Annotated in this window: 25 protein-coding genes; 13 read left to right on the top strand and 12 right to left on the bottom strand. The window is 42.9% G+C overall.

Going from position 1 to position 25,427, the window contains the following annotated elements; translation table 11 throughout:
- Window positions 1-62: 62 nt before the first annotated feature.
- On the bottom strand, window positions 63-974 hold the full coding sequence (locus EW142_RS04570; RefSeq protein WP_130610283.1) for a metallophosphatase: 912 nt from the start codon (window positions 972-974) through the stop codon (window positions 63-65).
- A complete protein-coding gene (locus EW142_RS04565; RefSeq protein WP_130610280.1) occupies window positions 971-1,741 on the bottom strand; it encodes a 5'-nucleotidase C-terminal domain-containing protein in 771 nt (256 codons plus the stop codon). Before EW142_RS04565 ends, EW142_RS04570 begins: the two co-directional genes overlap by 4 nt.
- A gap of 63 nt (window positions 1,742-1,804) precedes the next feature.
- On the opposite strand from EW142_RS04565, the gene EW142_RS04560 reads away from it, so the two are divergent.
- The 13 genes from EW142_RS04560 (at window position 1,805) to EW142_RS04500 (ending at window position 14,208) form a co-directional block, all read left to right on the top strand.
- A complete protein-coding gene (locus EW142_RS04560) occupies window positions 1,805-2,338 on the top strand; it encodes a DUF6913 domain-containing protein (RefSeq protein WP_130610277.1) in 534 nt (177 codons plus the stop codon).
- Entirely contained in the window at window positions 2,338-3,231 is an 894-nt protein-coding gene (gene dapA / locus EW142_RS04555; RefSeq protein ID WP_130612487.1) for a 4-hydroxy-tetrahydrodipicolinate synthase, read from the top strand. The genes EW142_RS04560 and dapA overlap by 1 nt, the downstream gene beginning before the upstream one ends.
- 105 nt (window positions 3,232-3,336) lie before the next feature.
- The gene (locus EW142_RS04550) at window positions 3,337-4,167 is read left to right on the top strand and encodes an outer membrane protein assembly factor BamD (RefSeq protein ID WP_130610274.1); all 831 of its coding nucleotides are present in this window, start codon (window positions 3,337-3,339) and stop codon (window positions 4,165-4,167) included.
- A gap of 26 nt (window positions 4,168-4,193) precedes the next feature.
- A complete protein-coding gene (locus EW142_RS04545; RefSeq protein ID WP_130610271.1) occupies window positions 4,194-4,523 on the top strand; it encodes a DNA-directed RNA polymerase subunit omega in 330 nt (109 codons plus the stop codon).
- Entirely contained in the window at window positions 4,524-5,729 is a 1,206-nt protein-coding gene (gene coaBC / locus EW142_RS04540) for a bifunctional phosphopantothenoylcysteine decarboxylase/phosphopantothenate--cysteine ligase CoaBC (RefSeq protein WP_130610268.1), read from the top strand.
- Window positions 5,722-6,612 (top strand): type IX secretion system protein PorD, encoded by an 891-nt coding sequence (gene porD, locus EW142_RS04535; RefSeq protein ID WP_130610265.1) that lies wholly within the window; start codon window positions 5,722-5,724, stop codon window positions 6,610-6,612. The genes coaBC and porD overlap by 8 nt, the downstream gene beginning before the upstream one ends.
- 46 nt (window positions 6,613-6,658) lie before the next feature.
- Window positions 6,659-8,317, top strand: a complete 1,659-nt coding sequence (gene recN / locus EW142_RS04530) for a DNA repair protein RecN (protein ID WP_130610262.1) — start codon at window positions 6,659-6,661, stop codon at window positions 8,315-8,317.
- 87 nt (window positions 8,318-8,404) lie between these two features.
- Window positions 8,405-9,217, top strand: a complete 813-nt coding sequence (locus EW142_RS04525) for an enoyl-ACP reductase FabI (RefSeq protein ID WP_130610259.1) — start codon at window positions 8,405-8,407, stop codon at window positions 9,215-9,217.
- Window positions 9,218-9,275: 58 nt separating this feature from the next.
- Complete coding sequence (locus tag EW142_RS04520; RefSeq protein WP_130610256.1) at window positions 9,276-10,283, top strand: glycosyltransferase family 2 protein; 1,008 nt, start codon at window positions 9,276-9,278, stop codon at window positions 10,281-10,283.
- Window positions 10,284-10,286: 3 nt separating this feature from the next.
- Complete coding sequence (locus tag EW142_RS04515) at window positions 10,287-11,243, top strand: CdaR family protein (protein WP_130610253.1); 957 nt, start codon at window positions 10,287-10,289, stop codon at window positions 11,241-11,243.
- Window positions 11,240-11,827: a dephospho-CoA kinase gene (gene coaE, locus EW142_RS04510; protein WP_130610250.1), complete on the top strand. Its 588-nt coding sequence runs from the start codon at window positions 11,240-11,242 to the stop codon at window positions 11,825-11,827. Before EW142_RS04515 ends, coaE begins: the two co-directional genes overlap by 4 nt.
- 77 nt (window positions 11,828-11,904) lie before the next feature.
- Complete coding sequence (locus EW142_RS04505) at window positions 11,905-13,488, top strand: sensor histidine kinase (protein WP_130610247.1); 1,584 nt, start codon at window positions 11,905-11,907, stop codon at window positions 13,486-13,488.
- A gap of 6 nt (window positions 13,489-13,494) precedes the next feature.
- A complete protein-coding gene (locus EW142_RS04500) occupies window positions 13,495-14,208 on the top strand; it encodes a response regulator transcription factor (RefSeq protein WP_130610244.1) in 714 nt (237 codons plus the stop codon).
- Between the two features lie 55 nt (window positions 14,209-14,263).
- Here EW142_RS04500 and EW142_RS04495 read toward each other — a convergent pair whose 3' ends face one another.
- The 10 genes from EW142_RS04495 to EW142_RS04450 form a co-directional block, all read right to left on the bottom strand.
- Window positions 14,264-15,598 carry a GntP family permease gene (locus tag EW142_RS04495; protein WP_130610241.1) on the bottom strand — a complete coding sequence of 445 codons (1,335 nt, stop codon included), beginning with the start codon at window positions 15,596-15,598 and terminating at the stop codon, window positions 14,264-14,266.
- A gap of 154 nt (window positions 15,599-15,752) precedes the next feature.
- Window positions 15,753-17,801: a M13 family metallopeptidase gene (locus EW142_RS04490; protein ID WP_130610238.1), complete on the bottom strand. Its 2,049-nt coding sequence runs from the start codon at window positions 17,799-17,801 to the stop codon at window positions 15,753-15,755.
- A gap of 142 nt (window positions 17,802-17,943) precedes the next feature.
- Complete coding sequence (locus EW142_RS04485; RefSeq protein ID WP_130610235.1) at window positions 17,944-18,438, bottom strand: gluconokinase; 495 nt, start codon at window positions 18,436-18,438, stop codon at window positions 17,944-17,946.
- Window positions 18,431-19,351, bottom strand: a complete 921-nt coding sequence (miaA, locus tag EW142_RS04480) for a tRNA (adenosine(37)-N6)-dimethylallyltransferase MiaA (protein ID WP_130610232.1) — start codon at window positions 19,349-19,351, stop codon at window positions 18,431-18,433. Before miaA ends, EW142_RS04485 begins: the two co-directional genes overlap by 8 nt.
- Window positions 19,348-20,175 carry an ion transporter gene (locus EW142_RS04475; RefSeq protein ID WP_130610229.1) on the bottom strand — a complete coding sequence of 276 codons (828 nt, stop codon included), beginning with the start codon at window positions 20,173-20,175 and terminating at the stop codon, window positions 19,348-19,350. Before EW142_RS04475 ends, miaA begins: the two co-directional genes overlap by 4 nt.
- A complete protein-coding gene (locus tag EW142_RS04470; protein WP_130610227.1) occupies window positions 20,172-21,533 on the bottom strand; it encodes an exonuclease domain-containing protein in 1,362 nt (453 codons plus the stop codon). The genes EW142_RS04475 and EW142_RS04470 overlap by 4 nt, the downstream gene beginning before the upstream one ends.
- Before the next feature lie 17 nt (window positions 21,534-21,550).
- Complete coding sequence (locus EW142_RS04465) at window positions 21,551-22,210, bottom strand: YggS family pyridoxal phosphate-dependent enzyme (RefSeq protein ID WP_130610224.1); 660 nt, start codon at window positions 22,208-22,210, stop codon at window positions 21,551-21,553.
- A gap of 11 nt (window positions 22,211-22,221) precedes the next feature.
- The gene (locus EW142_RS04460) at window positions 22,222-23,457 is read right to left on the bottom strand and encodes a DUF1015 domain-containing protein (protein ID WP_130610221.1); all 1,236 of its coding nucleotides are present in this window, start codon (window positions 23,455-23,457) and stop codon (window positions 22,222-22,224) included.
- A 3-nt stretch (window positions 23,458-23,460) separates the two neighbouring features.
- On the bottom strand, window positions 23,461-24,351 hold the full coding sequence (locus tag EW142_RS04455) for a 3-hydroxybutyryl-CoA dehydrogenase (RefSeq protein ID WP_130610218.1): 891 nt from the start codon (window positions 24,349-24,351) through the stop codon (window positions 23,461-23,463).
- Between the two features lie 5 nt (window positions 24,352-24,356).
- Window positions 24,357-25,322, bottom strand: coding sequence for a Gfo/Idh/MocA family protein (locus tag EW142_RS04450; RefSeq protein ID WP_130610215.1), 966 nt, complete (start codon window positions 25,320-25,322; stop codon window positions 24,357-24,359).
- Window positions 25,323-25,427 lie beyond the last annotated feature (105 nt).

Here is a 25,427-nt window from a genome sequence, read left to right as displayed (position 1 = left end):
TGGGCCATACCCGGTTTTGAGGTATACACACACCCAAGCGATATCGCTTGGGTGTTTTTATGCTACACCGTGATTGACACCCCATTTGCCGAGGCATTTTTTTGGCTATCAAAGTAAAAGTCAATACGGCCCAAGTTAATCCCATAACAGCCCACTTGGTTCACCAAAACGGAGTTGCCCTTTTGGTTGGTGCGAACATCGGGCTTATCCAAAAAGGTATGGGTATGGCCACCAATAATAAGGTCGGTATAAGAGGTGCGCTCCGCCAATTGCGTATCGGAGGGGCGATTGGGGTTGGCATAATCATAGCCCAAATGCGAGAGGCAAATCACCAAATCGCAGTTTTCTTTTTCCTTCAATTGGCGTTCGGTATCCAAAGCAACCTCAAAGGGGTTCAAATATTGGGTTTCCTTGCACAAGCGTTTCAACACTAGCCCCTCCAGTTGTATGCCCAATCCATATACGCCAATTTTAATACCATCAATACTATAAATTTTGTAGGGCTTGGTATAGCCATCCATCTCGGTGTTGGTAAAATCATAATTGGCCGAGAGCAGCTCAAAACTGGCATGGGGCACCTGGGCCAACAGCCCACCAATCCCATTGTCAAAATCGTGGTTGCCGATGGTGGCTGCATCGTACTTCAGCTTGCTCATCAATTTAAACTCCAGTTCGCCTCCATAAAAATTAAAATAAGGTGTTCCTTGAAAGATATCCCCGGCATCGAACAAAAGGGTATTGGGGTTTTCGTTGCGAATGCTTTCCACCAAGGCCGCTCGTCGGGCCACCCCGCCCAAATTGGCCCATCGAGCATGCGTACTGGGGAAGGTCTCAATATGGCTGTGTACATCGTTGGTATGCAAAATGGTAATCTTTTTTTGGCCAAAGTGGGCACAAGAATTCAGTCCTAATCCGCCCAAGCCCACAAAGCTTGAGGTCGCTGCTGTTTGTTTGAGAAAATCTCTTCGTTTCATTGGTCCTTCATAATAAATCGGTCATCCACTTGACCGGTTAGCGTGTCCTTTTTTCGAAAATGGTCGATGATGGCGTTGCGCAACAGATAGCCCGTATCCGTAGTGGATTCCACATTCGGGAAAAAACCAATTTCGCTCCCTCCCGCTACCAAATAATCCGAAGTGGCCACAAAATAGCTGCGGCTTTCATCAAAAGGACTGTCCCCAATGGTAATGGATTCCAGTCCGCCATCTTGGTCCATCACAATCTGCATCCCTGCAATGGGATGGGCCCTTCGGGCACCGGCCAAATACAAAACCAGATTTCGAACGGCTGTGCCGTCGAGTTCTACCACCGAGATGTAATTCTCGAACGGCATGATCTCGTAGGCATTTCGTGCTGTGACGGGTCCAGCCGAAAGAATGGCACGTACCCCACCGTGGTTCATGATCACAAAATCGAGCTCTTTTCCAGTTTTGGTTTTAAAAAGGGGAGCGGTCTCTTCAAAAATCAAATCGGCCAAAAAGTTGCCCATGGAGGTATTGCGCTCGCCGTCATTAAGATCAAGACTTCGGGGTGCATGGGCCAAGGTACTGTCCAACACCTCGTCCACGCGTTTTTTGTAGGGAGCTATAAAAGCTGTAAGGGAGTCAATTCCCGATAGTGATGAATCGACGGGGATTTGCTTTCCCTCAATTTCGATGAGCTGCCCTTTTTCCTGCTTGCAGGCAAAGGAAAAACATAGTGTTATAATTACAACAAAATGTTTTATTTTTGAATTTGTCACTTGAGGTATCTTTGTTCTGTTATCTTGGTAGAATAATTACCTTTGCAAAAATGGGCGAAATTTATGGTTTTCAAAGGGCTCCAAGATAAATTTAAAGTTAAATCGGGTCTGAAATATCTTCAGGAGGAGATGGAAAAACCTCCAGCTCAGGTGGAGCGGGAGAAGGGCGTTACCAGTATCGCCTGTATTGTCGATGTGGACAATTTTCCAAAAGCCGATGTATTTTATGAACTGATTGAGGAATTTTCGTTACGGCCCAATGCCATAAAAATCATTGGCTACAAAAGGGATTTCGGCAAAAATTCACCCTTTGCCATCCAAATGTTTTCCGATAAGGATCTCGGCTGGAAGGGCGACATTGAAAACGGCTATGTTTTGGAATTTTTGGGCAGGGAGTATGATCTTTTGATCAACTATTATGAAGAGGATAATTTGATGATGAAACTGTTGACCATAAAAACGCCGGCTCGCCTAAGAGTTGGTTTCTCTTCGGTGGATTCAAAACTGAACGATTTGATCTTGGGTACGCCTTTTAAGGATTTTAAGGCGTTTAAGGAGGAACTGAAAAAGTATTTAACGGTATTGAACGAAATATGATGGAACAGTTGATGGGAACCGGAGTGGCCTTGGTCACCCCCTTTACAGAAGAGGGGTCTGTTGATGCAGCTGCGCTTTCTCGAATTGTTGAGCACAACATTCAAGGTGGCGTGGACTATTTGGTGGTTTTGGGTACCACCGGAGAATCGGTGACGCTTTCCAAAGCGGAAAAAAAGCAGGTTGCCGATATCGTTGTAAAGACCAATGCAGGAAGATTGCCCTTGGTTTTGGGCATCGGCGGAAATAATACAGCCGCTCTTGCCGAAGAACTCCGAACCACCAATTTAACGGATTTTGATGCGGTCCTTTCTGTATCACCAGCCTATAACAAACCCACACAGGAGGGGATTTACCAACACTTTAAAGTGTTGGCGGAAGCTTCTCCAAAACCTATCATTTTGTACAATGTGCCGTCGCGCACAGGAAGCAACATGCTTCCGGAAACCACCATTCGCTTGGCGAAGGATTTCGAGAGTATTGTTGCCATCAAAGAGGCTTGTGGGGACTCCGTTCAAATTGATGAAATTCTAAGGAATGCCTCTTCGGACTTTTTGGTAATTTCTGGGGACGATTTCACAGCGCTTTCAACGGTCTTGGCCGGTGGAGCGGGGGTAATTTCGGTTTTGGGCCAGGGCTTGCCCGAAGTTTTCTCTCAAATGATTCGATATGCGCGAGAAGGTAGGGCAGAGGAGGCGTACAAAATCCACCATGGTCTATTGCCGTTGATGCGACTTATTTTTGAAGAGGGCAATCCGGCCGGAATCAAAAGCATTTTTGAACATTTGGGGCTGTCCAACGCCTTGGTTCGCTTACCTTTGGTGGAAGCAAGCCCGAAACTGAAAAACAGGATTTCGCAATTTATTTTGACCTTGAATAGCAAGGTTAACGCCTAAGTTTCGTTAAAGCTTTATCAAAACGCATTGGAATGTCAAAAGGCATCTTACTTTTGCTATGTGATTCTATTTTTAAAATCCGTTGATAATCCCTAATTTTGCCCGATGTTTTTGAAAATGAGACCCCTTCTTTTTTTTATAGCCTTAGTTTTCTTGCTTTCAAGTTGTAGTGAGTACCAAAAAGTGCTCAAGGAGGACAACATAAAGAACAAGTACGACATGGCTGAAAAACTCTATAACGAAGAGGATTACCGTCGTGCCCAAAGACTGTACGAGCAAATTGCACCCAAGTATGCGGGGAAACCCCAAGGCGAGCGGGTGATGTTCTTTTTTGCGGACACCTATTTTAAAAACGGCGATTATTACCTATCTGGATATCAGTTTGAGCGTTTCGTGAAGTCGTACCCAAAGAGCGATAAAATTCAAGAGGCCACTTTTTTAGGAGCAAAAAGCTACTACGAGCTCTCTCCAAGGTATTCCTTGGATCAGACCGATACGGAAAAAGCATTGGCCAAGCTTCAGATTTTTATCAATACCTATCCAGAATCGGAATACTTTGAAGAGGCCAATACTATGGCCAAAGAACTTACCGCCAAAAAGGAAAAAAAACAGATTGAAATTGCAAAGCAGTTCAATAAATTGGGAAAATTCAACTATCCCATCCTAGTATCGGCCATTACGGCCCTTGATAATTTTATTTCTGATAACCCAGGGTCGATTTATCGAGAAGAGGCGTTGTACTATAAAATTGAGGCCACGACCAGTTTGGCCTTGAACAGTACGGAAAACAGGAAAAAAGAACGTTTGGAGGATGCACAGGAGTCCTACAATACCTTGATGCGATATTTTCCCGAATCAAAGTTTAAAAAGAAGGCAGACGATTTGGTTGCAAAAGTCCAAGAGGAATTGGGCCAATACGAAACGGCCTCAAAATAACATTTAGCACAAAAGTTTACGAGCATATGCAAGATTTAAAAAACACCAACGCACCGGTTTCCACCAAGACACTCAACAGAAACGAGTTCGATGAAAAAACCGATAATATCTACGAGGCCATTTCCATAGCTTCCAAAAGAGCAATCCAGATTAATTCTGAGATCAAAAAGGAATTGTTGGAAAAGCTTGAGGAGTTCGCTACCTATAGCGACAGTTTGGAAGAAGTTTTTGAGAACAAGGAGCAGATTGAAGTTTCCAAGTTTTACGAAAAGCTTCCAAAACCCCATGCCTTGGCCGTAATGGAGTGGTTGGAAGACAAAATTTATTACAGAAATACAGAGAAAGACGCAGAATAGATGCTTAGCGGTAAAAACATCCTTTTGGGCATTACCGGGGGAATTGCCGCTTACAAAACCACCTTTCTCGTTAGGTTATTGATCAAAGCTGGTGCCAATGTCAAAGTTATTTTGACATCGAGTGCCAGCGATTTTGTTTCTCCCCTTACCCTTTCCACCCTTTCCAAAAATCCAGCCCTTATGGATTTTGTGAACGAGGAAGACGGGAGTGTCTCTTGGAACAATCATGTAGAGCTGGGTCTTTGGGCCGATATTATGGTGATTGCTCCAGCTACGGCCAATACGCTTTCAAAAATGGCCCATGGCACCTGCGACAATCTGTTACTGGCCACGTACTTGTCTGCAAAATGTCCGGTTTATTTTGCACCGGCCATGGATTTGGATATGTACAAGCACCCATCCACCGAAGCTACTTTTGAAAAACTGATTGCTTATGGGAACAAAATGATTCCAGCAGAATCGGGCGAACTGGCAAGCGGATTGCACGGGGAAGGGCGTTTGGCAGAACCCGAGTCCATAGTGGCTTTTCTACAAAATGATTTGGCCCAAGGCCTTCCGCTATCTGGAAAAAAAGTGCTGATTACGGCAGGTCCCACCCATGAAGCCATTGACCCTGTTCGTTTTTTGGGCAATCGGGCCACAGGAAAAATGGGATTTGCACTGGCCAAAATTGCGGCTGAAATGGGGGCGAAGGTCATTTTGGTCTCCGGTCCAACCCATCTGAATGTGAACCACGCCAATGTAGAGCTCATCCGGGTTACTTCTGCCAGACAAATGAATGAGATTTGCCATGAACACTACGACCAAATGGATGTGGTAATAGGTGCTGCCGCCGTTGCAGATTATCGCCCCAAAAAGGTGTTCAAGGAGAAAATAAAAAAACAAGAGGGAGATCTGGCCATTGAATTGGAACGAAACCCCGATATCCTGCTTTCCATGGGTGAGCAAAAAACCCACCAGTTTTTGGTGGGCTTTGCGTTGGAATCAGAAAATGAATTGGAAAATGCCAAGGGAAAGCTGAAACGAAAAAACCTCGACGCCATTGTTTTGAATTCCCTGAAAGATGATGGGGCAGGTTTCGCTGGGGACACGAATAAAATCTCTTTTATCGATAAGAATTTAGAGATTAAAACGTTTGATTTGAAGACGAAGTCAGAGGTGGCTTCGGATATTTGGAAAGAAATCATCTCCAGAATTCATGCGTAAGGCTTTTTTCACAATTATTTTGTTGGCGTTTGGGCTATTGTCCCATGGGCAAGAACTGAATTGTACCGTTGTGGTCAATTCGGACCAGGTGAATCAGACGAACCAGCAAATCTTTAGAACACTGGAGCGCTCCCTGAACGATTTTGTAAACAAAAATCAATGGACGAATCGAGTATACAAGGAAAATGAAAGGATAAGTGCCCGAATGTTTATCACCGTGACCCAGTATGAGTCTGATAGATTTGAGGCCAATATTCAAATTCAATCTTCCCGACCTGTTTTCAATACTTCCTACGAAAGTCCTGTTTTTAATTACAAGGACGATGCTTTCAATTTTCTGTACCAGGAGTTTCAGCCTTTGGTGTACAACGAAAATGTGTTTGAATCGAACTTGATTGCCGTTATTAGTTATTATGTGTATGTCATTTTGGGATTGGACGCCGATACCTTTTCCCTTGAGGGTGGGGATGAGTTCTACCGAAAGGCCCAAAATATTGTGACCCAAGCCCAAGGATCCAACTCTTCTGGATGGAGCCAGGAGACCGGGACCCGTTCCCGTTTCGAATTGGTGGACAATTTGTTGAGCAACTCATTTCGGGAATATCGCATTGCCATGTACAACTACCACCGAAAGGGCCTCGACATTTTAGGAGATAATAACAGCACCGGAAAACAAGTTATTGCAGGAAGTTTGCGCCTTTTTGAAACCCTTATCAAAAGAAGGCCCAATGCCTTTTTGATCCAGACCTTTTTTGATGCGAAGTCTGAGGAGATACAAAATATTTTTTCCGATGGCCCCAAAGTGGACATCGTTAGATTAAAGGAAACTCTCAACCGTGTGGCCCCATTTTATTCCAATGTTTGGAATGAAATAAATTACTAGTCCGTTTCTACAAAGACCGTTATCTTTATCTGCAAATTTGTAAAGTTTGCTAGTCCATCTTTCCATTAAGAATTATGCATTGATCAATGATATCAATGTTGCTTTTTCTGACCGTTTTACCACGATTACCGGAGAGACGGGCGCTGGAAAGTCCATTCTTTTAGGTGCCTTGTCCTTGGCTTTGGGAAAGAGGGCCGATTTGTCCTCGCTCAAGGAGATGGATAAAAAATGCATTATTGAAGCGGAATTTGATGTTTCAAAATATCGATTGAAACGCTTTTTCTCATCCAATGATCTCGATTATGAAGACACCACCCTTCTTAGAAGGGAAATTCTACCCAGTGGCAAGTCGAGGGCTTTTGTTAACGATTCTCCCGTCAACCTTGATGTATTGAAACGACTTGGGGAATTATTGGTCGATGTGCACTCCCAACACCAGACTTTGTTGCTCACCGAAAACGATTTTCAGATGAAGGTGGTGGATGCCTTGGCGAGGAACGACAAAAAACTGGAAAGTTACCGAGCCGCTTTGGTCGACTACAAACATGCCTTGACCGAGTTGAAGGAGCTTCAAGAATCCCAAGCTAACGCCATTAAAGAGCATGATTACAATAGTTTTCTCTTCAAGGAATTGGAAGCGGCGCAATTGCAACCTGGTGTTCAAGAGGAATGGGAATCGGAATATGAGCAATTGAACAATGTGGAGCAAATTCTGGAAAAACTATCCCAAGGTCACCAGCTGATGAACGGAGAACCCATGGGAGTGTTGGCCAGTTTGGCTGAACTTAAAAGAACATTGCAAAATTTGGAAGCTTTCGGGAGCGCCTATGCCGCACTAAGCGAACGTGTTCAATCGGTTTTGATTGAGACGGATGACATTGCTTCGGAACTTGAGGTGCTACAAGACAGTGTGGAAGCCAATCCACAAAGATTGGAGGTTGTCAATGGGCAATTGCAGCAACTCTACGCCCTTCAGAAAAAGCACCAAACCGATTCTGTTGAAGAATTACTGAAAATCAAGGATGATTTAGCGGCAAAGGTCGAAGTTGTGGAAAACATGGAAGCACAACTTCAGCAGAAACAGGAGGCGGTGGAAAAGACTGAAAAAGCTTTAGAGCATTATGCCGTGGATTTAAGCGAAGGCCGAAGGTCAGTCCTGTCGAAACTGAAGTCCCTATTGCAAGAAAAACTAATGCATTTAGGGATGCCTGCGGCAACGTTTCAGATTGAAATAAATCCATCACAAAACTATAAATCCAACGGAAAGGATGATTTGACTTTCCTGTTTTCGGCAAACAAGGGATCCAATTATGGGGAACTGAAAAAAGTGGCGTCCGGTGGAGAGCTATCCCGGATTATGCTTACCATAAAATCCATTTTATCACAATACGAGCAGCTGCCCACCCTGATATTTGACGAAATTGATACAGGGGTTTCTGGAGAGATTTCCAACCGAATGGGGGAAATTATGTTGGAAATGAGCAAAACCATGCAGGTGCTTTCCATTACCCATTTGCCCCAAGTGGCCTCAAAGGGCAAGCACCAGTTCAAAGTTTTCAAGGAAGAACAGAATGGGGTCGCCAGTACCCAAATGAAGCAGTTGACCGAGGAAGAGCGAGTGGCGGAGCTGGCGGAAATGTTGGGTGGAAAATCCCTATCTGAATCTGCCGTGGCCCACGCCAAAGAGTTGTTGAATCAAGCATAAACTGAAATTGGCAAGCAGCACGTTTTTCGACCACAAAATCGGAAAGATTGGATATCTTTGCCGTTAAACCAACGAGTACAACATACTATGGCTTACAATCTTTTAAAAGGAAAAAGAGGAATCATATTTGGTGCTTTGGATGAGAACTCCATAGCATGGAAAACTGCAGAACGTGTTCACGAGGAAGGAGGGACTTTTGTTTTGACAAACGCCCCAATTGCCATGCGGATGGGACAGATTAATAAATTGGCCAAAAAAACGGGCTCTGAAATCATCCCAGCGGATGCAACCAACGAAGAAGAGCTTCAGAATTTGGTTGAAAAGTCCATGGAGATTTTGGGAGGCAAACTGGATTTTGTTTTGCATTCCATCGGCATGTCGGTCAACGTTCGAAAAGGAAGGGCCTATACCGATGAGAAATACGATTTCACGACCAAGGGATGGGATGTGTCGGCGCTTTCATTCCACAAGGTAATGCAGACCCTTTTCAAGGCAGATGCCATGAACGAATGGGGCAGTATCGTGGCTTTGACCTATATGGCTGCGCAGCGAACTTTTCCCGATTATAACGATATGGCCGATAACAAGGCTTATTTGGAATCCGTGGCCAGAAGTTTTGGCTACTTCTTTGGGAAGGAGAAAAAGGTTAGGGTAAATACCATATCACAATCACCAACCCCTACTACAGCTGGACAGGGGGTAAAAGGTTTCGATGGTTTCATCAGTTATGCAGAGAAGATGTCTCCCCTTGGCAATGCCACGGCAGATGATTGTGCCAATTATACCGTCACACTATTTTCTGACTTGACCAAAAAAGTCACCATGCAGAACCTGTTCCACGATGGAGGGTTCTCCAATACTGGCGTAAGTCAGGAAGTCATTGATGAGTTTTCAGAATAACTAAATAAAACAACCGTTAAAGCCATCCACAAGAGGATGGCTTTTCTATTTTTTAGGGATGGTGATAGAGCTTTCATTGATCATACCGGTTTACAATCGACCTGATGAAATCCAGGAGTTGCTGGAGAGTCTTATACATCAGACCTTCAAAGGAGGTTATGAGGTGGTCATTGTTGAAGATGGTTCTTCGGAAAGCTCAGAAGCTGTGATTGACCAATTCCAAGGCCAATTGCAGATATCCTACTATCAGAAACCCAATACGGGACCCGGTGATTCCAGAAATTATGGGATGACTCGCGCCAAGGGCAACTATTTCATCGTTTTAGACTCTGACTGTATTCTACCACCCCAATATTTGGAAGAAGTGTCCAAAGAGCTTGCCAAAGAGTATGTGCACTGCTTTGGGGGACCCGATGCGGCCGACCCTTCTTTTTCTAGTATTCAGAAGGCCATTAATTATGTGATGACCTCTTTTTTGACCACGGGTGGTATTAGGGGCAGCAAGAAGGCGGTGGGCAAGTTCCAGCCTCGCAGTTTCAACATGGGGATTTCAAAAGAAGCCTTTGAAAAGACCAAGGGATTTGGACAAATCCATCCAGGGGAAGACCCAGATTTGACCTTTCGCATTTGGAAAGCCGGTTACAGCTCAAGGTTGTTTCCCGAAGCATTTGTGTACCATAAAAGACGTATTGATTGGAAGAAGTTTTACATCCAGGTCAATAAATTTGGAATGGTTCGTCCCATTTTGAACAAATGGCACCCAGGAACGGCTCGCATTACGTATTGGTTTCCTACTCTTTTTATTTTTGGATTGCTTTTTTCAATAGGATTGGCGTTTACAGGGTTTTACGTACCATTGCTATTTTTTGGCATCTATTTTAGTGTCCTCTTCCTTGATGCTTTGGTAAAAACGAAACACCTAAAAATTGCATTTTTTTCCATCTTCGCTACCTTCATTCAATTCGTGGGATACGGCTCAGGTTTTCTTAAGTCCACTTTCTTGGTTAATTTTAGCAGTAAGGAGCCGGAAATTCTATTTCCAAAGCTTTTTTTTAAGAAAGGATAGAACGTGGAGGCAAAGCTGTTTAGTGGTCAAAGTAAAAGAAAGATAAAGGTATTTTCCCTTTTTCTGGCCTGCTCTTTCCTTGCTTGGTTTTTGAGCAATCTTTCCGATTCCTATGAGTCAAGGGCAAATTTCGTCTTAAACTATCGAAATTTACCGGACTCCCTTTTATTGGGAAACAATCCTGTGAATTCTATTGAAGCGAAAATCAGAACCAACGGATTTCGTATGTTTTATTTCAATCTGGTAAAAAAGCGAATGAATCTCGACGTGTCCCAAGTGGTTTATGCGGACGGAAAGTATACCTTGTCCGAGGATGCTGTGAAAAAACAGTTGGAGGGGCAATTTTCGCAGAGTGTCTCACTCTTGGATTTGGACCGAAATCGATTGGAGGTTGACCTTTATCAGGTAGCCTCCAAAAAAATTCCGGTGCGCCCCAATATTGAGCTTAAGTTCGAATCCAACCACCTTTTGAATGGTATTTTTACAATAGAACCAGACTCCATTTTGGTTAAGGGTCCTGCTAGAGAAATAGACACTTTGATGAAGGTGGAGACGGAGCCCATTGTCCTGAACGATATCTCATCCGACTTTTCTGTGGATGCGGCTTTGGTTTTCCCCAATGCCTTAGAAAACAGCATATTTTCCAAGAGTAGGGTGAAAGTGTCGGGCAAGGTGGCGCGTTTTTCAGAAAAAGAGTTTGAAGTACCTATCCGAGCAATCAATTTTCCGGAAGGGTATGAGGTGAAGTTGTTTCCCAACAAGATATCGTTGGTCTGCAAGGCTTCAATAGCCAACTTAAAGGACATTTCCTCGGAGGATTTTCAAATTATTGCGGATTACAAACAATTGGGGGGCGCCAGTAACAATTCGTTGTTGCTTCGTATTGTGCAAAGCCCTGAAGATATTTATGGGGTGCGTCTTCAAGAAAGAACCGTGAACTTTGTATTGGAACGGAAATGAAGGTAGTTGGCTTAACAGGTGGAATTGGGAGTGGTAAAAGTACCGTGGCCAAAATGTTCAAAGAGCTTGGTGTTCCGGTATACGACTCTGATTACGAGGCTAAAAGATTGATGGTCCATTCGAAAAAGCTTAAGGAGCAAATCAAAGATTTATTGGGAAATGAATCCTATTTGGATGGAAATTTGAACCGACCCTATATTGCAAGGCGGGTTTTTACCCATCCAGACTTACTGCAAAGTTTAAATGCCATAGTCCACCCGGCGGTACGGGAAGATTTTGAGAGCTGGTCTTCAAAACAGGATGCACCTTATGTTATTCAGGAAACCGCACTGATTTTCGAGAAGGGTATTGAGGATTATTATGATAGTGTGATTTTGATTACGGCCCCGAAAGACTTTCGATTGGATAGGGTGGCAAAAAGAGATGGTCTGACTAAAGCAGATGTACTCCAGCGTATGAAAAACCAGATGGAAGATGAAGGGAAAATGGAAAAGGCCCATTTTGTCATTGAAAACATTGACTTGGACACTACCCTTAAAAAAGTCAAAGAAACGCATGAAAGCCTAGTGAAACTTGCGAATTGACCTTCAATTTTAACATTTTTGTTAAGGTTAGGTTAAACGGTAAATGCTCTAAATGTTAAATTTCTAATTTTACCCCAATGAACAGGAAGCTTTTTGTTCTTCTCGTCATTCTGATGAGTTTGTCCCTGACCGGTATCATATTTGTACAAGTTTACTGGATAAGGACCTCGGTAGATGACAAAGAGGAACAGTTCTCAAGAACGGTAACGGATATTCTTGATAGGGTTGCAAATAGGGTGGAGAAGCGTGAGATGAAAGATTATTCAGACCGATTAGCTTCTTTGGTCGATAGCATTGGACAACCTAAGACAACCCAGTTTAGGAATTTTCTATTTGTTGATCGGGATTTGAATTCGGATGAAATACTCTTCTATTCCCATGGGATTTTAGAAGAAGATTACGATATAACATCGACGTTCTTTGATAATGAAAACGGGGATGAGGACACTACCACGTTTAAAAACTATACGAGTAAGAGAACCAAGGCGGTTTTCAAAGAAGAGTTTGGGCTGGACGGAAAGCGATACAGCTTAACACCCATCCAGAAAGCTGAAAAAATTGGAGGCCTGTCAAGTATAGATAAAGCGGTTTGGGAAGATGTCTTTATGGAATACGCCAAAAGTAGGCCAATTCACAAAAGGGTCTCAAAAAAAGAAATAGAGTTGCTTTTGGCCCAAGAGCTGAGCAATCGCAACATCGACATCGACTTTGAATATGGTGTGTACAGCAGGGGTTTCCCAACCAAGGTACAGTCCAAGAAATTCAAATTTTTGGAGACCAAAATGTATCGGGCACCCATTTTTAAGGACAGTGAGGGTCAAACCAATTTTTCCTTGCTGCTTACCTTTCCTAAAATGAAAAGGTTTCTTTTTAGGTCCATAATGGGAATGGCTTTGTTGTCGTTGATTTTCACTTTGGTTATTGTGGTGGCCTATTCCAGTGCCATCTATCAGTTAATCAAACAGAAACAGATTTCTGAGATAAAATCAGATTTCATCAACAATATGACCCATGAGTTCAAAACGCCCATTGCAACCATCAATTTGGCTGTTGAGGCGATACGAAACCCAAAATCACTGAATGACACGGACAAAGTTTTGAGGTATTTGGGAATGATTCGGGATGAAAACAAACGGATGCACGCCCAAGTGGAGAATGTGCTCCGAATCTCAAAATTGGAGAAAAATCAGCTCGATATAAGAAAGGATAGGGTAGATGCCCACGACATTGTAAAAGTGGCCATAGATCATGTGGAGTTGATTGTAGCTGATCGCGGAGGGTATGTCAATGCCCATTTGGATGCTGAGCGGTCTGAAGTATTGGCCAATGATGTGCATTTCACGAACGTTCTGGTCAATATTTTGGACAATGCCGTAAAGTATTCACCCGATTCCCCAAAAATTGATGTGTTTACCGAGGTGGTAAAGAACAACATCATTATCAAAGTGAAGGACCAAGGAGCAGGTATGAGCAAAGCGGTTCTTAAAAAAGTATTTGAAAAATTCTACCGGGAGCATACCGGGGATATACATAATGTAAAAGGTCATGGCTTAGGCTTGGCCTATGTAAAACGAATAATTGAAGATCATCAAGGCGAGGTTTATGCAGAAAGTGAAAAAGGAAAAGGTAGCACTTTCTTCATCAAACTTCCTCTAATATAAAAGCTTATGGATACTGAAAAAAAGAAAATATTGCTAGTAGAGGACGATCCAAATTTTGGAATCGTATTGAAAGATTACTTGTCTATGAACGACTTTGATGTCGTGTTGGCAAAGAATGGAATGGAGGGGTTTGAAAAGTTCAAAAAAGACAATTACGATGTCTGTATTTTGGACGTTATGATGCCGTATAAGGATGGGTTCACTCTGGCTCGTGAAATTCGGGAAAAGAATGAGAATGTTCCCATTGTATTTCTAACGGCCAAGACGATGAAGGAAGATGTGCTCAAAGGCTATAAGGCAGGAGCTGATGACTATTTGAACAAGCCCTTTGATTCTGAAGTACTGCTTATGAAGCTTAAAGCGATACTTCAAAGAAAAGCGTCCAGTACGTTGGCAGACAGCAAACAATTTGAATTTCAAATCGGCAATTTTCATTTGAATTCCAAACTTAGGTTCTTGAAGTACAAGGAAGAGGAGCCTATCAAACTTTCCCCAAAGGAAAACGAATTGCTGCGCTTGTTGGCCCTACACGAAAACGATTTGATGCCAAGGGAATTGGCATTGACCAAAATTTGGAGGGATGACAATTACTTCACTTCTCGAAGTATGGATGTCTATATTGCGAAACTCCGCAAATATTTGAAGCGTGATGATCTTGTTGAGATACTGAATATCCATGGGGAAGGATTCAGATTGGTAATCAAGGCGGAAAATCAGTAATAGTACCCACACAGTTATAAAGTAATACGTAAAAGCCACCCAAAGGGTGGTTTTTTTATACCAGAAGGTAAATTAGGGAAACCGTTGTGATACCGACAAGGGCCAAAAGTGTCGTCATTATGGTCCAGGACTTGAAGGTTTGTTTTTCGGTAATTCCCAAATATTGACCTACTAACCAAAATCCGCTGTCATTTACATGAGAGAAGATGCTTGCTCCAGAAGCAATGGCAATCACCATGCATGCAAGTTGGATTGGGGAAAGCGAGGCATCCATCAAAAGGGGGGATATGAGACCGGCAGCCGTTATCATGGCCACTGTCGACGATCCTTGAATGATTCGAACAATTGCGGCACTGATAAAGGCAAAGGCCAAAATTGGAATTCCGGCATCACTCAAAGAAGTGGCCAGTAGTTTCCCCGCTCCCGTATTGGTCAAAACTTGCTTAAAAACGCCTCCTGCACCGGTAAGAAGAATTATGGTTCCCGCCGGAGCCAAAGATTTTGAGGTGATGTCAAAAAGCTGATTTTTTGTGAAACCCCTTCGGATTCCAAAGAAATACCAAGCCAATAGATTCGCAATGATCAACGCAGCAAACGGATGACCAATTAGGGCGATAGTGTCCAATAAACCTTGATTTTTTATTCCCAGCGCTCCTGTGGAGGAAATCGTATTTAGCAGAATTAGAAAAATAGGCAGGGCCAAAATAAGTAGAGTCTGGGCAATGGGGGGAAGCTGACTTTCTTCTTGTCCACTGCTCTGGGCAGGCGCTTCGATGAATATCCTTTTTGCTATGGTCTTGCCAAACCATAATCCGGCAATCAATGCTGTGGGAATACCGACCAAGAAACCAACCAAAATTACCCAGCCCAGATCTGCACCCACAATATCCGCTACCGCAATAGGCCCTGGAGTGGGAGGGATGAAGGCATGTGTTATGGCCAAACCCGCCAACAAAGGAATGGCATACAACAACAACGATTTTCCAGTTTTTCGTTGTAGGGCATAGATCATGGGAACCAAAATGATAAATGCCACGTCAAAGAAAACAGGTATGGCTATGAGAAAACCAGAAATGACCATGGCCAGTGGTGCTCGCTTCAACCCGAATTTTGAAACGGTGAAGTTTGCAATGGCCTTTGCGCCCCCGGATGCTTCCAATATAGCCCCGAACATCGCCCCAAGACCAACAACAGTGGCAACAAAACCCAAGGTGCTGCCCATCCCTTCCTGAATCGTCTGTATGATTTCTTTAGCATTCAATCCTGCAATCAACCCAACGGTAATGCTTCCAATGAGCAAGGCGATAAAGGCATTGATTTTAAGACGAAGAATGAGAAAAAGAAGAACTGCTATACCTGCAATTACAGCTAAAATTAGGGTAAGGGTCATAAAATGGAATTGAGTCTGGTTTGGGCCATGTGCTCAAATATAATAGAATTTACAAAAGGAGTGTCAATAGACATGGACCGTTGCGTATTATTCCAATGAAAAAAGGGGAAGACCCGAAAGCCTTCCCCTTTTTAAAAGATTGTATTGGCAATAACTACCATATTTGAACCCTATCCTCGGGGGCCAAATACATTTTATCACCTTCCTTGATATCGAAGGCATCGTAAAACGCCTGAACGTTCAATAAGGGTTGAATGGCTCTCACCTGCCCGGGGGAATGAGGGTCAGTTTTGATTTGTGTCTGCAAGGCTTCATCACGAATCTTGGTTCTCCAAACTGTGGCCCAAGACATAAAAAAGCGTTGCTCTGGAGTGAACCCATCGATGTTCTCCGGTCTTCCGTTTTCCGCAAAGTGACGTTGAAGCCCGTCGTAGGCACCCAATACACCTCCAAGGTCTCCGATATTCTCACCCAAGGTGAACTTTCCGTTTACAAATACCTCAGGAAGTACTTCTACCTTATCATATTGTGCTGCCAAAGAATCCCCACGTTGTGTAAACGCAGCCAAATCTTCTTCCGTCCACCAATTTTTTAAATTCCCATCGGAATCAAAACGCGAACCGCTGTCATCAAACGCATGGGAAATTTCGTGTCCAATTACAGCACCAATTCCACCGTAATTTACCGCTTCATCCGCTGTGTAGTTGTAAAATGGAGGTTGAAGGATAGCCGCAGGGAATACGATTTCGTTGTTTAGCGGATTGAAATAAGCATTTACCGTTTGAGGTGACATTCCCCATTCACTTTTATCAACAGGTTCCCCTATATCGGAAAGGTTGTCTTCACGTTGCCATTTGTCAACTGCGACCATATTGTCAAAATAGGATTTGTCTGCTGCAACTCCCATAGCCGAGTAATCTTCCCATGAATCAGGATATGCAATTTTCACTGTGAACTTATCCAGTTTCTCAATGGCCTTGGTCTTGGTGGAATCTCCCATCCAATCCAACTTTTGTATACGTTCCTTGTATGCATCTATAACGTTGGCAATCATTTTTTCGGCCTTGGCCTTGGCCTCTGGCGGGAACTTTGCATCTACGTACAATTGACCAAGTGCTTCCCCAACAGATCTATTTACCGTTGCTAGGGCTCTCTCATCAGCTGGACGCTGTTTTTCGGCCCCTCTTAGATATTTGCTGTAAAACTCCCAATTTGCGGTTTCAATATCCGTGGTAAGCCTAGCAGCAGCACTATTAAAAGTGTCCCATCGTACCAAGGTCTTAATATCTTCAATGGGAGTATTTTTTAAAAAGTCATTTAATGCATTGGTGTAGTCCAATTGGGTAACAAAAAGTGTATCAAACTTTTTAGTTGCACCAAGATCTACGACCATCTTTTTTAAGTCAATACTTGAAAGCATATCATCTGCATCCGTGAGGCTTCTTGGATTATTCAAATTTCGGGCATCCCTTCTTTGTACTTTGTTTAAACGAGGTTCAGCCAGTTGGGTCTCCAGCTCCAAAATCTTTTCGGAAGCTGCTTGGGCATCCGCTTCACTGTCGCCCAATATTTGAAGCATCTTAACAATGTGTTTTTTGTATTCCTCCCTAATTTCTTTGGACTTATCATCATCTTCCAGATAGTAATCACGCTCGGGAAGTCCAAGACCACTTGGACCTAGATACACTCCATTCATGGCACTATTGTTCAAGTCTGCAAATACCCCAAGGTTAAGGAAGGGAGAAGAAACGGATGGGTTAGTGGCAAGTACCGTTTGAAGGTCGTTGAGATTGCCAATTCCCGCTATCGCGTCAAGCGCAGGTTGCAATGGTGCTATACCGGCTTCATTCCGCGCCGCGGTATCCATTTTGGTATCAAAAATGGCCAAGGCTTTGGCCTGATCTGTGGAAGCGTCATAGGTGTTGCCTTCTTTTGCATCAGCAATGATCTGAAGTACATCGGCATCTGTTGATTTGCGAAGCACCGAGAAACCTCCCCAACGGGTACGGTCTTCTGGAATCTCGGTGTTCTTCATCCAGTTACCGTTGACATAATTGTAAAAATCTTCTTTTGGACTGACCGTGGCATCCATATTTTCCAATACGATACCGGGGATTTTTTCAACCTCTGCGGTCTCTTTCGACTCTTCCTTGCAGCTTGCAACAAAAATTAAGGAAGCAGCCAAAAAGCATACTTTTTTCATTTTAGGTAAAATTTAAATTAGTTGTCAGTTAGACGCAATTACAAAGTTTTTGTTACCGGCCTAACCATTAAAGTTTGACAATATAGTGGATATAGGCTTCTTAAGGTGTTAAGTTTTAGTAAATCATCAAAAAAAGAAGCAATTATTGCCGTTTCCTCAAAATTTGGGAAACTAACATTTCCGGGTCATTGGTTATAGAAAGCGTGATTGCGTCGTTCGGGGGTTCTAAAGTATCGAATTGGGATTTGAGCAGGGCCGCGGGCATAAAGTGATCTTTTCGACTTTCCATTCTTTTCTTGATAAGTTCAAAGGAACCTTGTAAGAACACGAACTCCAAATGATTATCTAAATCTTTCCTCAAAATTTTACGGTAGGATTCCTTCAGGGCAGAACAGGCGATAACAGCACCGGAGGATCGATGTTTTTGGGCCAATTCATTAAGCGTTAATAGCCAGCCTTCCCGGTCTTGATCATTTAATGGGATGCCCGCCGACATTTTTTGCACATTGGTCTCTGGATGGTAGTCATCTCCATCAAAAAAGGGAATGTCCAGGGCTTTGCCCAATAATTTCCCGACAGTGGTCTTGCCCGTTCCGGATACACCCATAACAATAAATACCTTTTTGTTCTCAGTCATTGCTCGCACCAATTTCGTTCTTTATTCGTTGAATGATTTTTTCCAGCGGGTCGGCATAGTTCGACCAAATAATATGTTCGTTTTTTCTAAGCCAGGTCAATTGGCGTTTGGCAAACCTTCGCGTATTTTTCTTTATTTCCTCTACGGCAAAATCGAGAGTGCATTTTTCTTCAAAAAATTCAAACAATTCCCGGTAGCCCACGGTTTGAAGGGCGTTTAGTTCTTTGAATGGGTGCAATTGTCTTGCTTCGTCAAGTAGGCCCTCGTCCATCATACTATCTACCCTTCTGTTGATTCGGTCATAAATTATCGCTCTGTCAGCATCTATTCCCACATATACCGTTTGAAAAAACCTGTTTGTTTTGTGCTTTCTTCGGAATGAGGAAAACGGTCGTCCGGAACTTATAGAAACCTCCAAAGCACGAATAACGCGGTGCGGATTCATCAAATCTACTTGGTCATAATAAAGCGGGTCCCTTGCTTTAAGTTCTCTCTGAAGACTTTCTATGCCTTCATCCAGCAGCCTTTTATTCAAAGTTTTTCGAATCTTAGGATTGACTTCGGGGAATTCATCCAGCCCTTTTACCAAGGCGTCAACATACAAACCGCTGCCACCGACTAAAACGACTGTATCTTTTTCCTGAAATAAGCGATGAAGCAAAGCCATGACTTCCTTTTCAAAGTCTCCAACAGAGTAAGTCTCATGGATGCTTTTATGCTGAATGAAATGGTGCTTGGCTTCCGTAAGCTCTTTGGAGCTGGGTACAGCCGTGCCTATTCTCATCTCTTTGAAAAACTGACGGGAATCAGCCGATATGATTTCCGTATTGAAATGTTTGGCAAGAGCTATGGCCAATCGGGTCTTTCCGATTGCTGTGGGACCCACTACAGCTAACAAGGTTTTCTGATTCATAAGGGTTCACCACAATTATAACAGTGTGATGCGTCATCCCTATGGCCTTCCGCCGAACAGCTTTTGCAGCATTGGGTATTGGTGTGTATCAAACTCTTACCCTTTTGTTTGGAAAACTCAACGGTCACAATGCCCGTGGGCACGGCAATGATTCCGTAGCCCAAAACCATGACCACAGTGGCCAAAAATTGCCCCAAGGTGGTTTGCGGAGCAATATCACCATACCCTACCGTAGTAAGGGTGACAATCGTCCAATAAATACTTCGAGGAATACTGGTAAATCCGGCTTCGTTACTTTCAATCAAGTACATAATGGTACCCATAATAACCGAAAGTATAAGAACTACGTAAATGAATACCGCTATTTTGGTTCGGCTCGCTCTCAGGGCGGCCTTCAGCTGTGAAGCCTCGCCAAGAAACTTCACCAATTTCAATATTCGAAATATCCGCAGCAGTCGAAAGGCACGAACTGCCAACAACACTTGGGAGCCGGCAAGGATGTAGGAAAGATATAAGGGAATTGTTGAGATTAGATCAATAATACCATAAAAGCTAAGTGCATACTTCCACGGTTTTTTAATGCTGATCAATCGCGCGATGTATTCGAAGGTGAAAAATATGGTCACTATCCATTCAAGTGTGAGAAGTATTTGGTGATAGCTTCTATCCACTTCTTTCACACTTTCGAGCATTACCAAAATAACACTCAAAACAATAAGGGCCACCAAGGCGATGTCAAAAATCTTTCCTAATGGAGTATCGGCCTCATAAATAATTTCATGAAGCTTATTTTTCCAACCAGAATGTATTTTATGCTCTCTCAAAAGGCAGGCGTTAACTCTAAAATCTTGAGGCTATTCTTTTTTCTCAAATAGGATTCAATAATGAAAGTAGTGTTTTCGTCACTCGACATTGGGGTCAATAGCGATTCTAATATATGAATATTATTCATTTGATGATTGAGCTCAGTATAGCCAAAGCCCTCAAGCCGACCATTTTTGATGAGAATAAAGCTTCGCTCACCTAGTTTTCGCCCCTTATCGACCAAGACCCAGTTTTTTCCAGCGAGGCTATATTTCATGAGTACGGTTTCCATTTTTTCGTTGTATGCCCTGACATTCTGTACTTCAATACAACTGCCTTGGCATTGATTCTCTGGAGTTTTGCAAGCTGGGGATAAGCCCAATGCATTGGGACAAAGTTCGTACTCTTCGCTAATTTTTTTTAAGAAAACCTTGGCCGAGGGTATCCCATTGAAGCCCAAACTTGACACTAACCGTTGTGCATTTTTAACGATTTCCAACTGAACTTGTGGCGTGCCATTTTCCGAAAAGTTGATGGCGTGGGAGAACAATTTCTTCTTGCTGATGGTATTGTAGCGAGGTTTGTTTTTCTTGACCTCAAGGTATTCCTTTAATACTGCTACAACCTCACTTCCAGTAAGTTCGTGGGTAACCTTTTTGGTTTCTTTTTGAAGTTTTCGTGCCAATTGCCCAACGTTTGTAAAGTGTTGGTTTACCCTTTTCTGGATATCCTTGGTCTTCCCTAAAAAAATAAGGTTCCCGTCCTTGTCATACATATAATAAAGTCCTGTTTTGGCAGGAAGGGAAGAAACCATTTTTAACTGATTTGGAGAGAGCTCGCCATGTTCGGCCTCACGGATGACTTCACTCACAATGGTCTTTTTTACATCTTTGCCCAATAAAAGTTCAAATAACTTTAGAGTGGCTATAGCATCTCCATTTGCTCGATGACGATCACTGATGGGGATGCCCAAAGAACGAACCAACTTGCCCAAACTATGCGATTCAGCTTCTGGAAGCAATTGTTTTGAAAGGTCAACCGTGCATAGGGTCTTTCGTTGAAAATCGTATCCCAATCGCCTGAACTCGGTTCGAAGAATTCGATAATCAAACTGGGCATTGTGCGCAACAACCACCGCATCTTGGGTAATTTCAATGATACGTTTGGCTACTTCGTGAAACTTCGGTGCCGAACGCAACATTTTGTTATTGATACCCGTGAGTTTTGAAACAAAAGGCTGTATTTCCCTTTCGGGATTGATCAAACTGATGAACCGGTCTACCACTTCATGTCCGTTATAGCGGTAAACCGCTATCTCCATAATACCCTCTTCGTTGAATTGGCCCCCGGTGCTTTCAATGTCAAGAATGGCGTACATGTAATGTTTTAAACGGTTTATAGGTAGTTGCGTGCCCCAAAGATACTACTTCCTATGCGCACCATGGTAGAGCCTTCCTCAATGGCGATGCCATAATCTCCACTCATCCCCATGGAAAGGGTATCGATTTCGGGCAGTTGTTCCTTTAGTTCAGCAAATATGGATTTTAGATAGGCGAATTCCTTTCTCACTTGAGACTCATCTGGTGTAAAAGTGGCCATGCCCATCACTCCAACAATTCGGATGTTTTTGAGAAGCTCAAATTCCTCCGAAACGATTATTTCCTTTAACTCATTTCCATCCAAACCAAATTTTGTTTCCTCCTTTGCAATGTGCATCTGAAGCAGACAATCAATGGTCCTGTTGTTTTTTTTGGCCTGTTTGTCAATTTCTTTCAAAAGACGAAAACTATCTACCCCATGAATCATGGAAACAAATGGGGCCATGTATTTCACTTTGTTTCGCTGGACATGACCAATCATGTGCCACTCGATGTCTTTGGGCAGTTCTTCCCATTTCTGCACCATTTCCTGCACCTTGTTTTCCCCAAAAATGCGATGTCCGGTATTGTAGGCTTCCAAAATAACCTCCTTGGGCTTGGTTTTGGAAACCGCAACCAAGGTAACATGGCCAGGAAGACTACTTTTTACTTTGTTAAGATTTGTTCCGATGGACATAGGGTAATGGTTTAAAACGCATAGATGGCCAATCCGCTCCTCAATTTGGGCTCGATATAGGTACTTTTAGGGGGCATGATCAATTCGGCATCTGCAATGGCCTTAATTTCATTGACATTGATGGGAACCAAACTAAAACCAACGACATAATCGCCTTTATCAATGCTATCTTTCATTTTGATGAGATTGTACTTGCCATATCCATAGGATATGCGTTTATCGTTACGAAGGTCATGAATGCCCAAAATAGGTTCCAATATGGTTTTAAAAAGAATTTGGGTATCCAATTCGCTCAGGGCATCGGTAAAGGTGTAACTGGTCTTTCTAAGATATAGCGAATAGAATTCCCCATCCAAATACATGCTAAAGTGATGCTTCTGCGTCGGCTTGTACAGGCCCTCATCCTTTTTCTCAATTCGGAAAAACTCATCCAATTTGATTAAGAACTCCTCCTTGGCGTAGCCGTTGAGGTCTTTCACCATGCGATTGAATTCATAAATCTTTACTTCGGATTCGGGAATAAGATAGGCCATAAAGTAATTATAGGCCTCAGTGCCTTGGTGGGATTCACTTTTGTTTTTCACCCGTTCTGACAGTAAGTTGGACGAAGCACTGCGATGGTGCCCGTCTGCAATATATAGCGCATCCATCTGCTCAAAAATGGTCTGTAAATGACTTACAGTATCCTTGTTCGCTATTTTCCAAAGCCGATGTCTGATTTTATCCGTAGTGGTGAAATCATATTCGGGCGTTGTCTTGGTCGCGTTAAGGAGAATGGACTTTATCTCTGGATTGTCCTCATACATCATCAACACCGGTTCCGCGTTAAAACCTACGGTTTCCAGATAATCGGCAAATAGTTTTTCTCTCCGCTGGATGGTATCCTCATGCTTTTTGATCACATTGTTGCGATAGTCCTGCACACTGCAAGCACAAAAGAAACCTAGGGTTCGGAATTTGCTTTTTCCGGTCTCATAGAGATAAAAGCAGGGCTCCCCATCTTCTTGGAAGATATCTTCCTCCAAAAACTCCAAATACCGATTATGTACCAACTTAAATCGCTCTTGGCCCGAAATGGTTTTGTGAAATTTGAAACCAGGATTGATGATATGCAAAAAGGAGAAGGGGTTGTATTGCAAAACAGCCTTCAATTCTTTTTTATCGTATTCCTCGTAAGAACGTGATACCACAAAGGGTGCTTTGTCCTTTTTGGGCCGAATCGCTTTGAAAGGTTTAATCTGCGCCATGCACTATGAACTAAATTGTGCGGCAACTTTTTCTGCCTTCCGCGACTCGGAATAATCGTAGAAACCTTCCCCTGATTTAACCCCCAATTTTCCAGCCATCACCATATTGACCAACAATGGGCAAGGGGCGTATTTCGGATTTTTGAACCCGTTATACATCACATTCAGTATCGAAAGGCATACATCAAGTCCAATAAAGTCGGCCAATTGCAAAGGTCCCATAGGATGAGCCATACCCAACTTCATTACAGTGTCGATTTCCTTAACTCCGGCCACGCCGTGAAAAAGGGTTTCAACGGCCTCATTGATCATGGGCATTAAGATGCGGTTGGCCACAAAACCGGGATAATCATTTACCTCGGTAGGGGTTTTGCCCAGTTTCTGTGACAAATCCATAATGGTTTGGGTAACCTCATCAGAAGTACTATAGCCCCTAATGATTTCTACCAGTTTCATAATGGGAACCGGATTCATGAAATGCATTCCGATAACTTTCTCGGGTCGTTGCGTAACGGCAGCTATTTGGGTAATCGAAATGGAGGAGGTATTGGTCGCTAAAATGGTTTTGGCATCACAGAGTGCATCCAGATCTTTGAAAATATTGAGTTTGATTTCCAAATTCTCCGTTGCCGCCTCTACCACCAAATCTGTATTTTCAACACCTATCTTTACTTGCGTGAACGTGCTAATGTTTTTGAGTGTACTTTCTTTTTCAGCTTCTGTGATTTTTTCTTTGTACAGCATTCGGTCCAAATTTTTGCCAATGGTGGACAAGCCTTTTTCCAAAGACGCTTCCGAAATATCAATAAGGTTCACCTGAAACCCATTTTGTGCAAAAACGTGGGCGATTCCGTTGCCCATGGTACCGGCTCCAATAACCGCTATTATTTTCATTCCAATTACTTTTTGAAGGATTCAATAATCTGCAAAGCTACCCGCAATGCTTTTGTGCCCTGTTCCAAAGTGACAATAGGTTCTGTATTGTTCTCAATGGCATCTGCAAAGGTTTCCAGCTCTTGTTTGATGGCGTTGTTGGGGAGGATATCGGGGTTTTCAAAATAGATTTGTTTTCGTACCCCTTCGGCATTTTGCAGAATCATGTCGAAATCTCCAGGTTTTTCCGGCGCATCTTTCATCTTTACGACCTCAACCTTCTTTTCCAAGAAATCCACCGAGATGTAGGCATCTTTTTGAAAAAATCGCGATTTACGCATATTCTTCAACGAAATTCTACTTGAAGTGAGATTCGCTACACACCCGTTCTCAAATTCGATTCTGGCATTGGCGATATCGGGGGAACTGCTGATAACGGACACACCACTTGCGTTGATTTGTTTTACTTCTGAACCGACCACGCTCAAGATCACATCGATATCGTGAATCATAAGATCCAATACCACCGGGACATCGGTTCCTCTGGGATTAAACTCTGCCAAACGATGGGTCTCAATAAACATGGGATTTTCAATCTTGTCCTTTACACCCAAAAAAGCCGGATTGAAACGCTCCACATGTCCCACTTGGCCCTTTACTCCTTTATCGTTGGCCATGGTCAGCAGACTTTCGGCTTCTTCAAGCGTATTGGTTATCGGCTTTTCAATAAAAATATGGCATCCTCTCTCAATAGCCTTTTTGGCACAATCGAAATGGGATAGGGTAGGTGTCACAATATCAACCACATCCACGGCATCCATCAAAGTATTGATATTCGGAAAATAGGTATACCCAAATTCGTCAGCTACTTTTTTGGCATTGATTTCATCTGGATCGTAAAAACCAACAAGTTGATATTTTTCAGATTCGTTTAAGAGCCTTAAATGGATTTTACCCAAATGTCCTGCACCAAGGACACCAACTTTAAGCATGAGTCAGATTTTTGTCAAAAATAAGGATATGGTATCAGTTTCCCATGAAAATAAGAAGCGAACCTGTGTTGATTCTCGATGGAAACTTTTTAAATTCGAAGACCA

Source organism: Flagellimonas allohymeniacidonis (genome assembly GCF_004296335.1).
In the GTDB taxonomy this organism is placed as follows: domain Bacteria; phylum Bacteroidota; class Bacteroidia; order Flavobacteriales; family Flavobacteriaceae; genus Flagellimonas; species Flagellimonas allohymeniacidonis.
This window is presented reverse-complemented; position numbering and strand designations above follow the sequence as displayed.

Coding starts and splice junctions, on each gene's coding strand:
- EW142_RS04570 (WP_130610283.1), bottom strand. CDS start 974: ATGAAACGAAGAGATTTTCTCAAACAAACAGCAGCGACCTCAAGCTTT.
- EW142_RS04560 (WP_130610277.1), top strand. CDS start 1,805: ATGGTTTTCAAAGGGCTCCAAGATAAATTTAAAGTTAAATCGGGTCTG.
- dapA (WP_130612487.1), top strand. CDS start 2,338: ATGGAACAGTTGATGGGAACCGGAGTGGCCTTGGTCACCCCCTTTACA.
- EW142_RS04550 (WP_130610274.1), top strand. CDS start 3,337: ATGTTTTTGAAAATGAGACCCCTTCTTTTTTTTATAGCCTTAGTTTTC.
- EW142_RS04545 (WP_130610271.1), top strand. CDS start 4,194: ATGCAAGATTTAAAAAACACCAACGCACCGGTTTCCACCAAGACACTC.
- coaBC (WP_130610268.1), top strand. CDS start 4,524: ATGCTTAGCGGTAAAAACATCCTTTTGGGCATTACCGGGGGAATTGCC.
- porD (WP_130610265.1), top strand. CDS start 5,722: ATGCGTAAGGCTTTTTTCACAATTATTTTGTTGGCGTTTGGGCTATTG.
- EW142_RS04525 (WP_130610259.1), top strand. CDS start 8,405: ATGGCTTACAATCTTTTAAAAGGAAAAAGAGGAATCATATTTGGTGCT.
- EW142_RS04520 (WP_130610256.1), top strand. CDS start 9,276: ATGGTGATAGAGCTTTCATTGATCATACCGGTTTACAATCGACCTGAT.
- coaE (WP_130610250.1), top strand. CDS start 11,240: ATGAAGGTAGTTGGCTTAACAGGTGGAATTGGGAGTGGTAAAAGTACC.
- EW142_RS04505 (WP_130610247.1), top strand. CDS start 11,905: ATGAACAGGAAGCTTTTTGTTCTTCTCGTCATTCTGATGAGTTTGTCC.
- EW142_RS04500 (WP_130610244.1), top strand. CDS start 13,495: ATGGATACTGAAAAAAAGAAAATATTGCTAGTAGAGGACGATCCAAAT.
- EW142_RS04495 (WP_130610241.1), bottom strand. CDS start 15,598: ATGACCCTTACCCTAATTTTAGCTGTAATTGCAGGTATAGCAGTTCTT.
- EW142_RS04490 (WP_130610238.1), bottom strand. CDS start 17,801: ATGAAAAAAGTATGCTTTTTGGCTGCTTCCTTAATTTTTGTTGCAAGC.
- EW142_RS04485 (WP_130610235.1), bottom strand. CDS start 18,438: ATGACTGAGAACAAAAAGGTATTTATTGTTATGGGTGTATCCGGAACG.
- miaA (WP_130610232.1), bottom strand. CDS start 19,351: ATGAATCAGAAAACCTTGTTAGCTGTAGTGGGTCCCACAGCAATCGGA.
- EW142_RS04470 (WP_130610227.1), bottom strand. CDS start 21,533: ATGTACGCCATTCTTGACATTGAAAGCACCGGGGGCCAATTCAACGAA.
- EW142_RS04465 (WP_130610224.1), bottom strand. CDS start 22,210: ATGTCCATCGGAACAAATCTTAACAAAGTAAAAAGTAGTCTTCCTGGC.
- EW142_RS04460 (WP_130610221.1), bottom strand. CDS start 23,457: ATGGCGCAGATTAAACCTTTCAAAGCGATTCGGCCCAAAAAGGACAAA.
- EW142_RS04455 (WP_130610218.1), bottom strand. CDS start 24,351: ATGAAAATAATAGCGGTTATTGGAGCCGGTACCATGGGCAACGGAATC.
- EW142_RS04450 (WP_130610215.1), bottom strand. CDS start 25,322: ATGCTTAAAGTTGGTGTCCTTGGTGCAGGACATTTGGGTAAAATCCAT.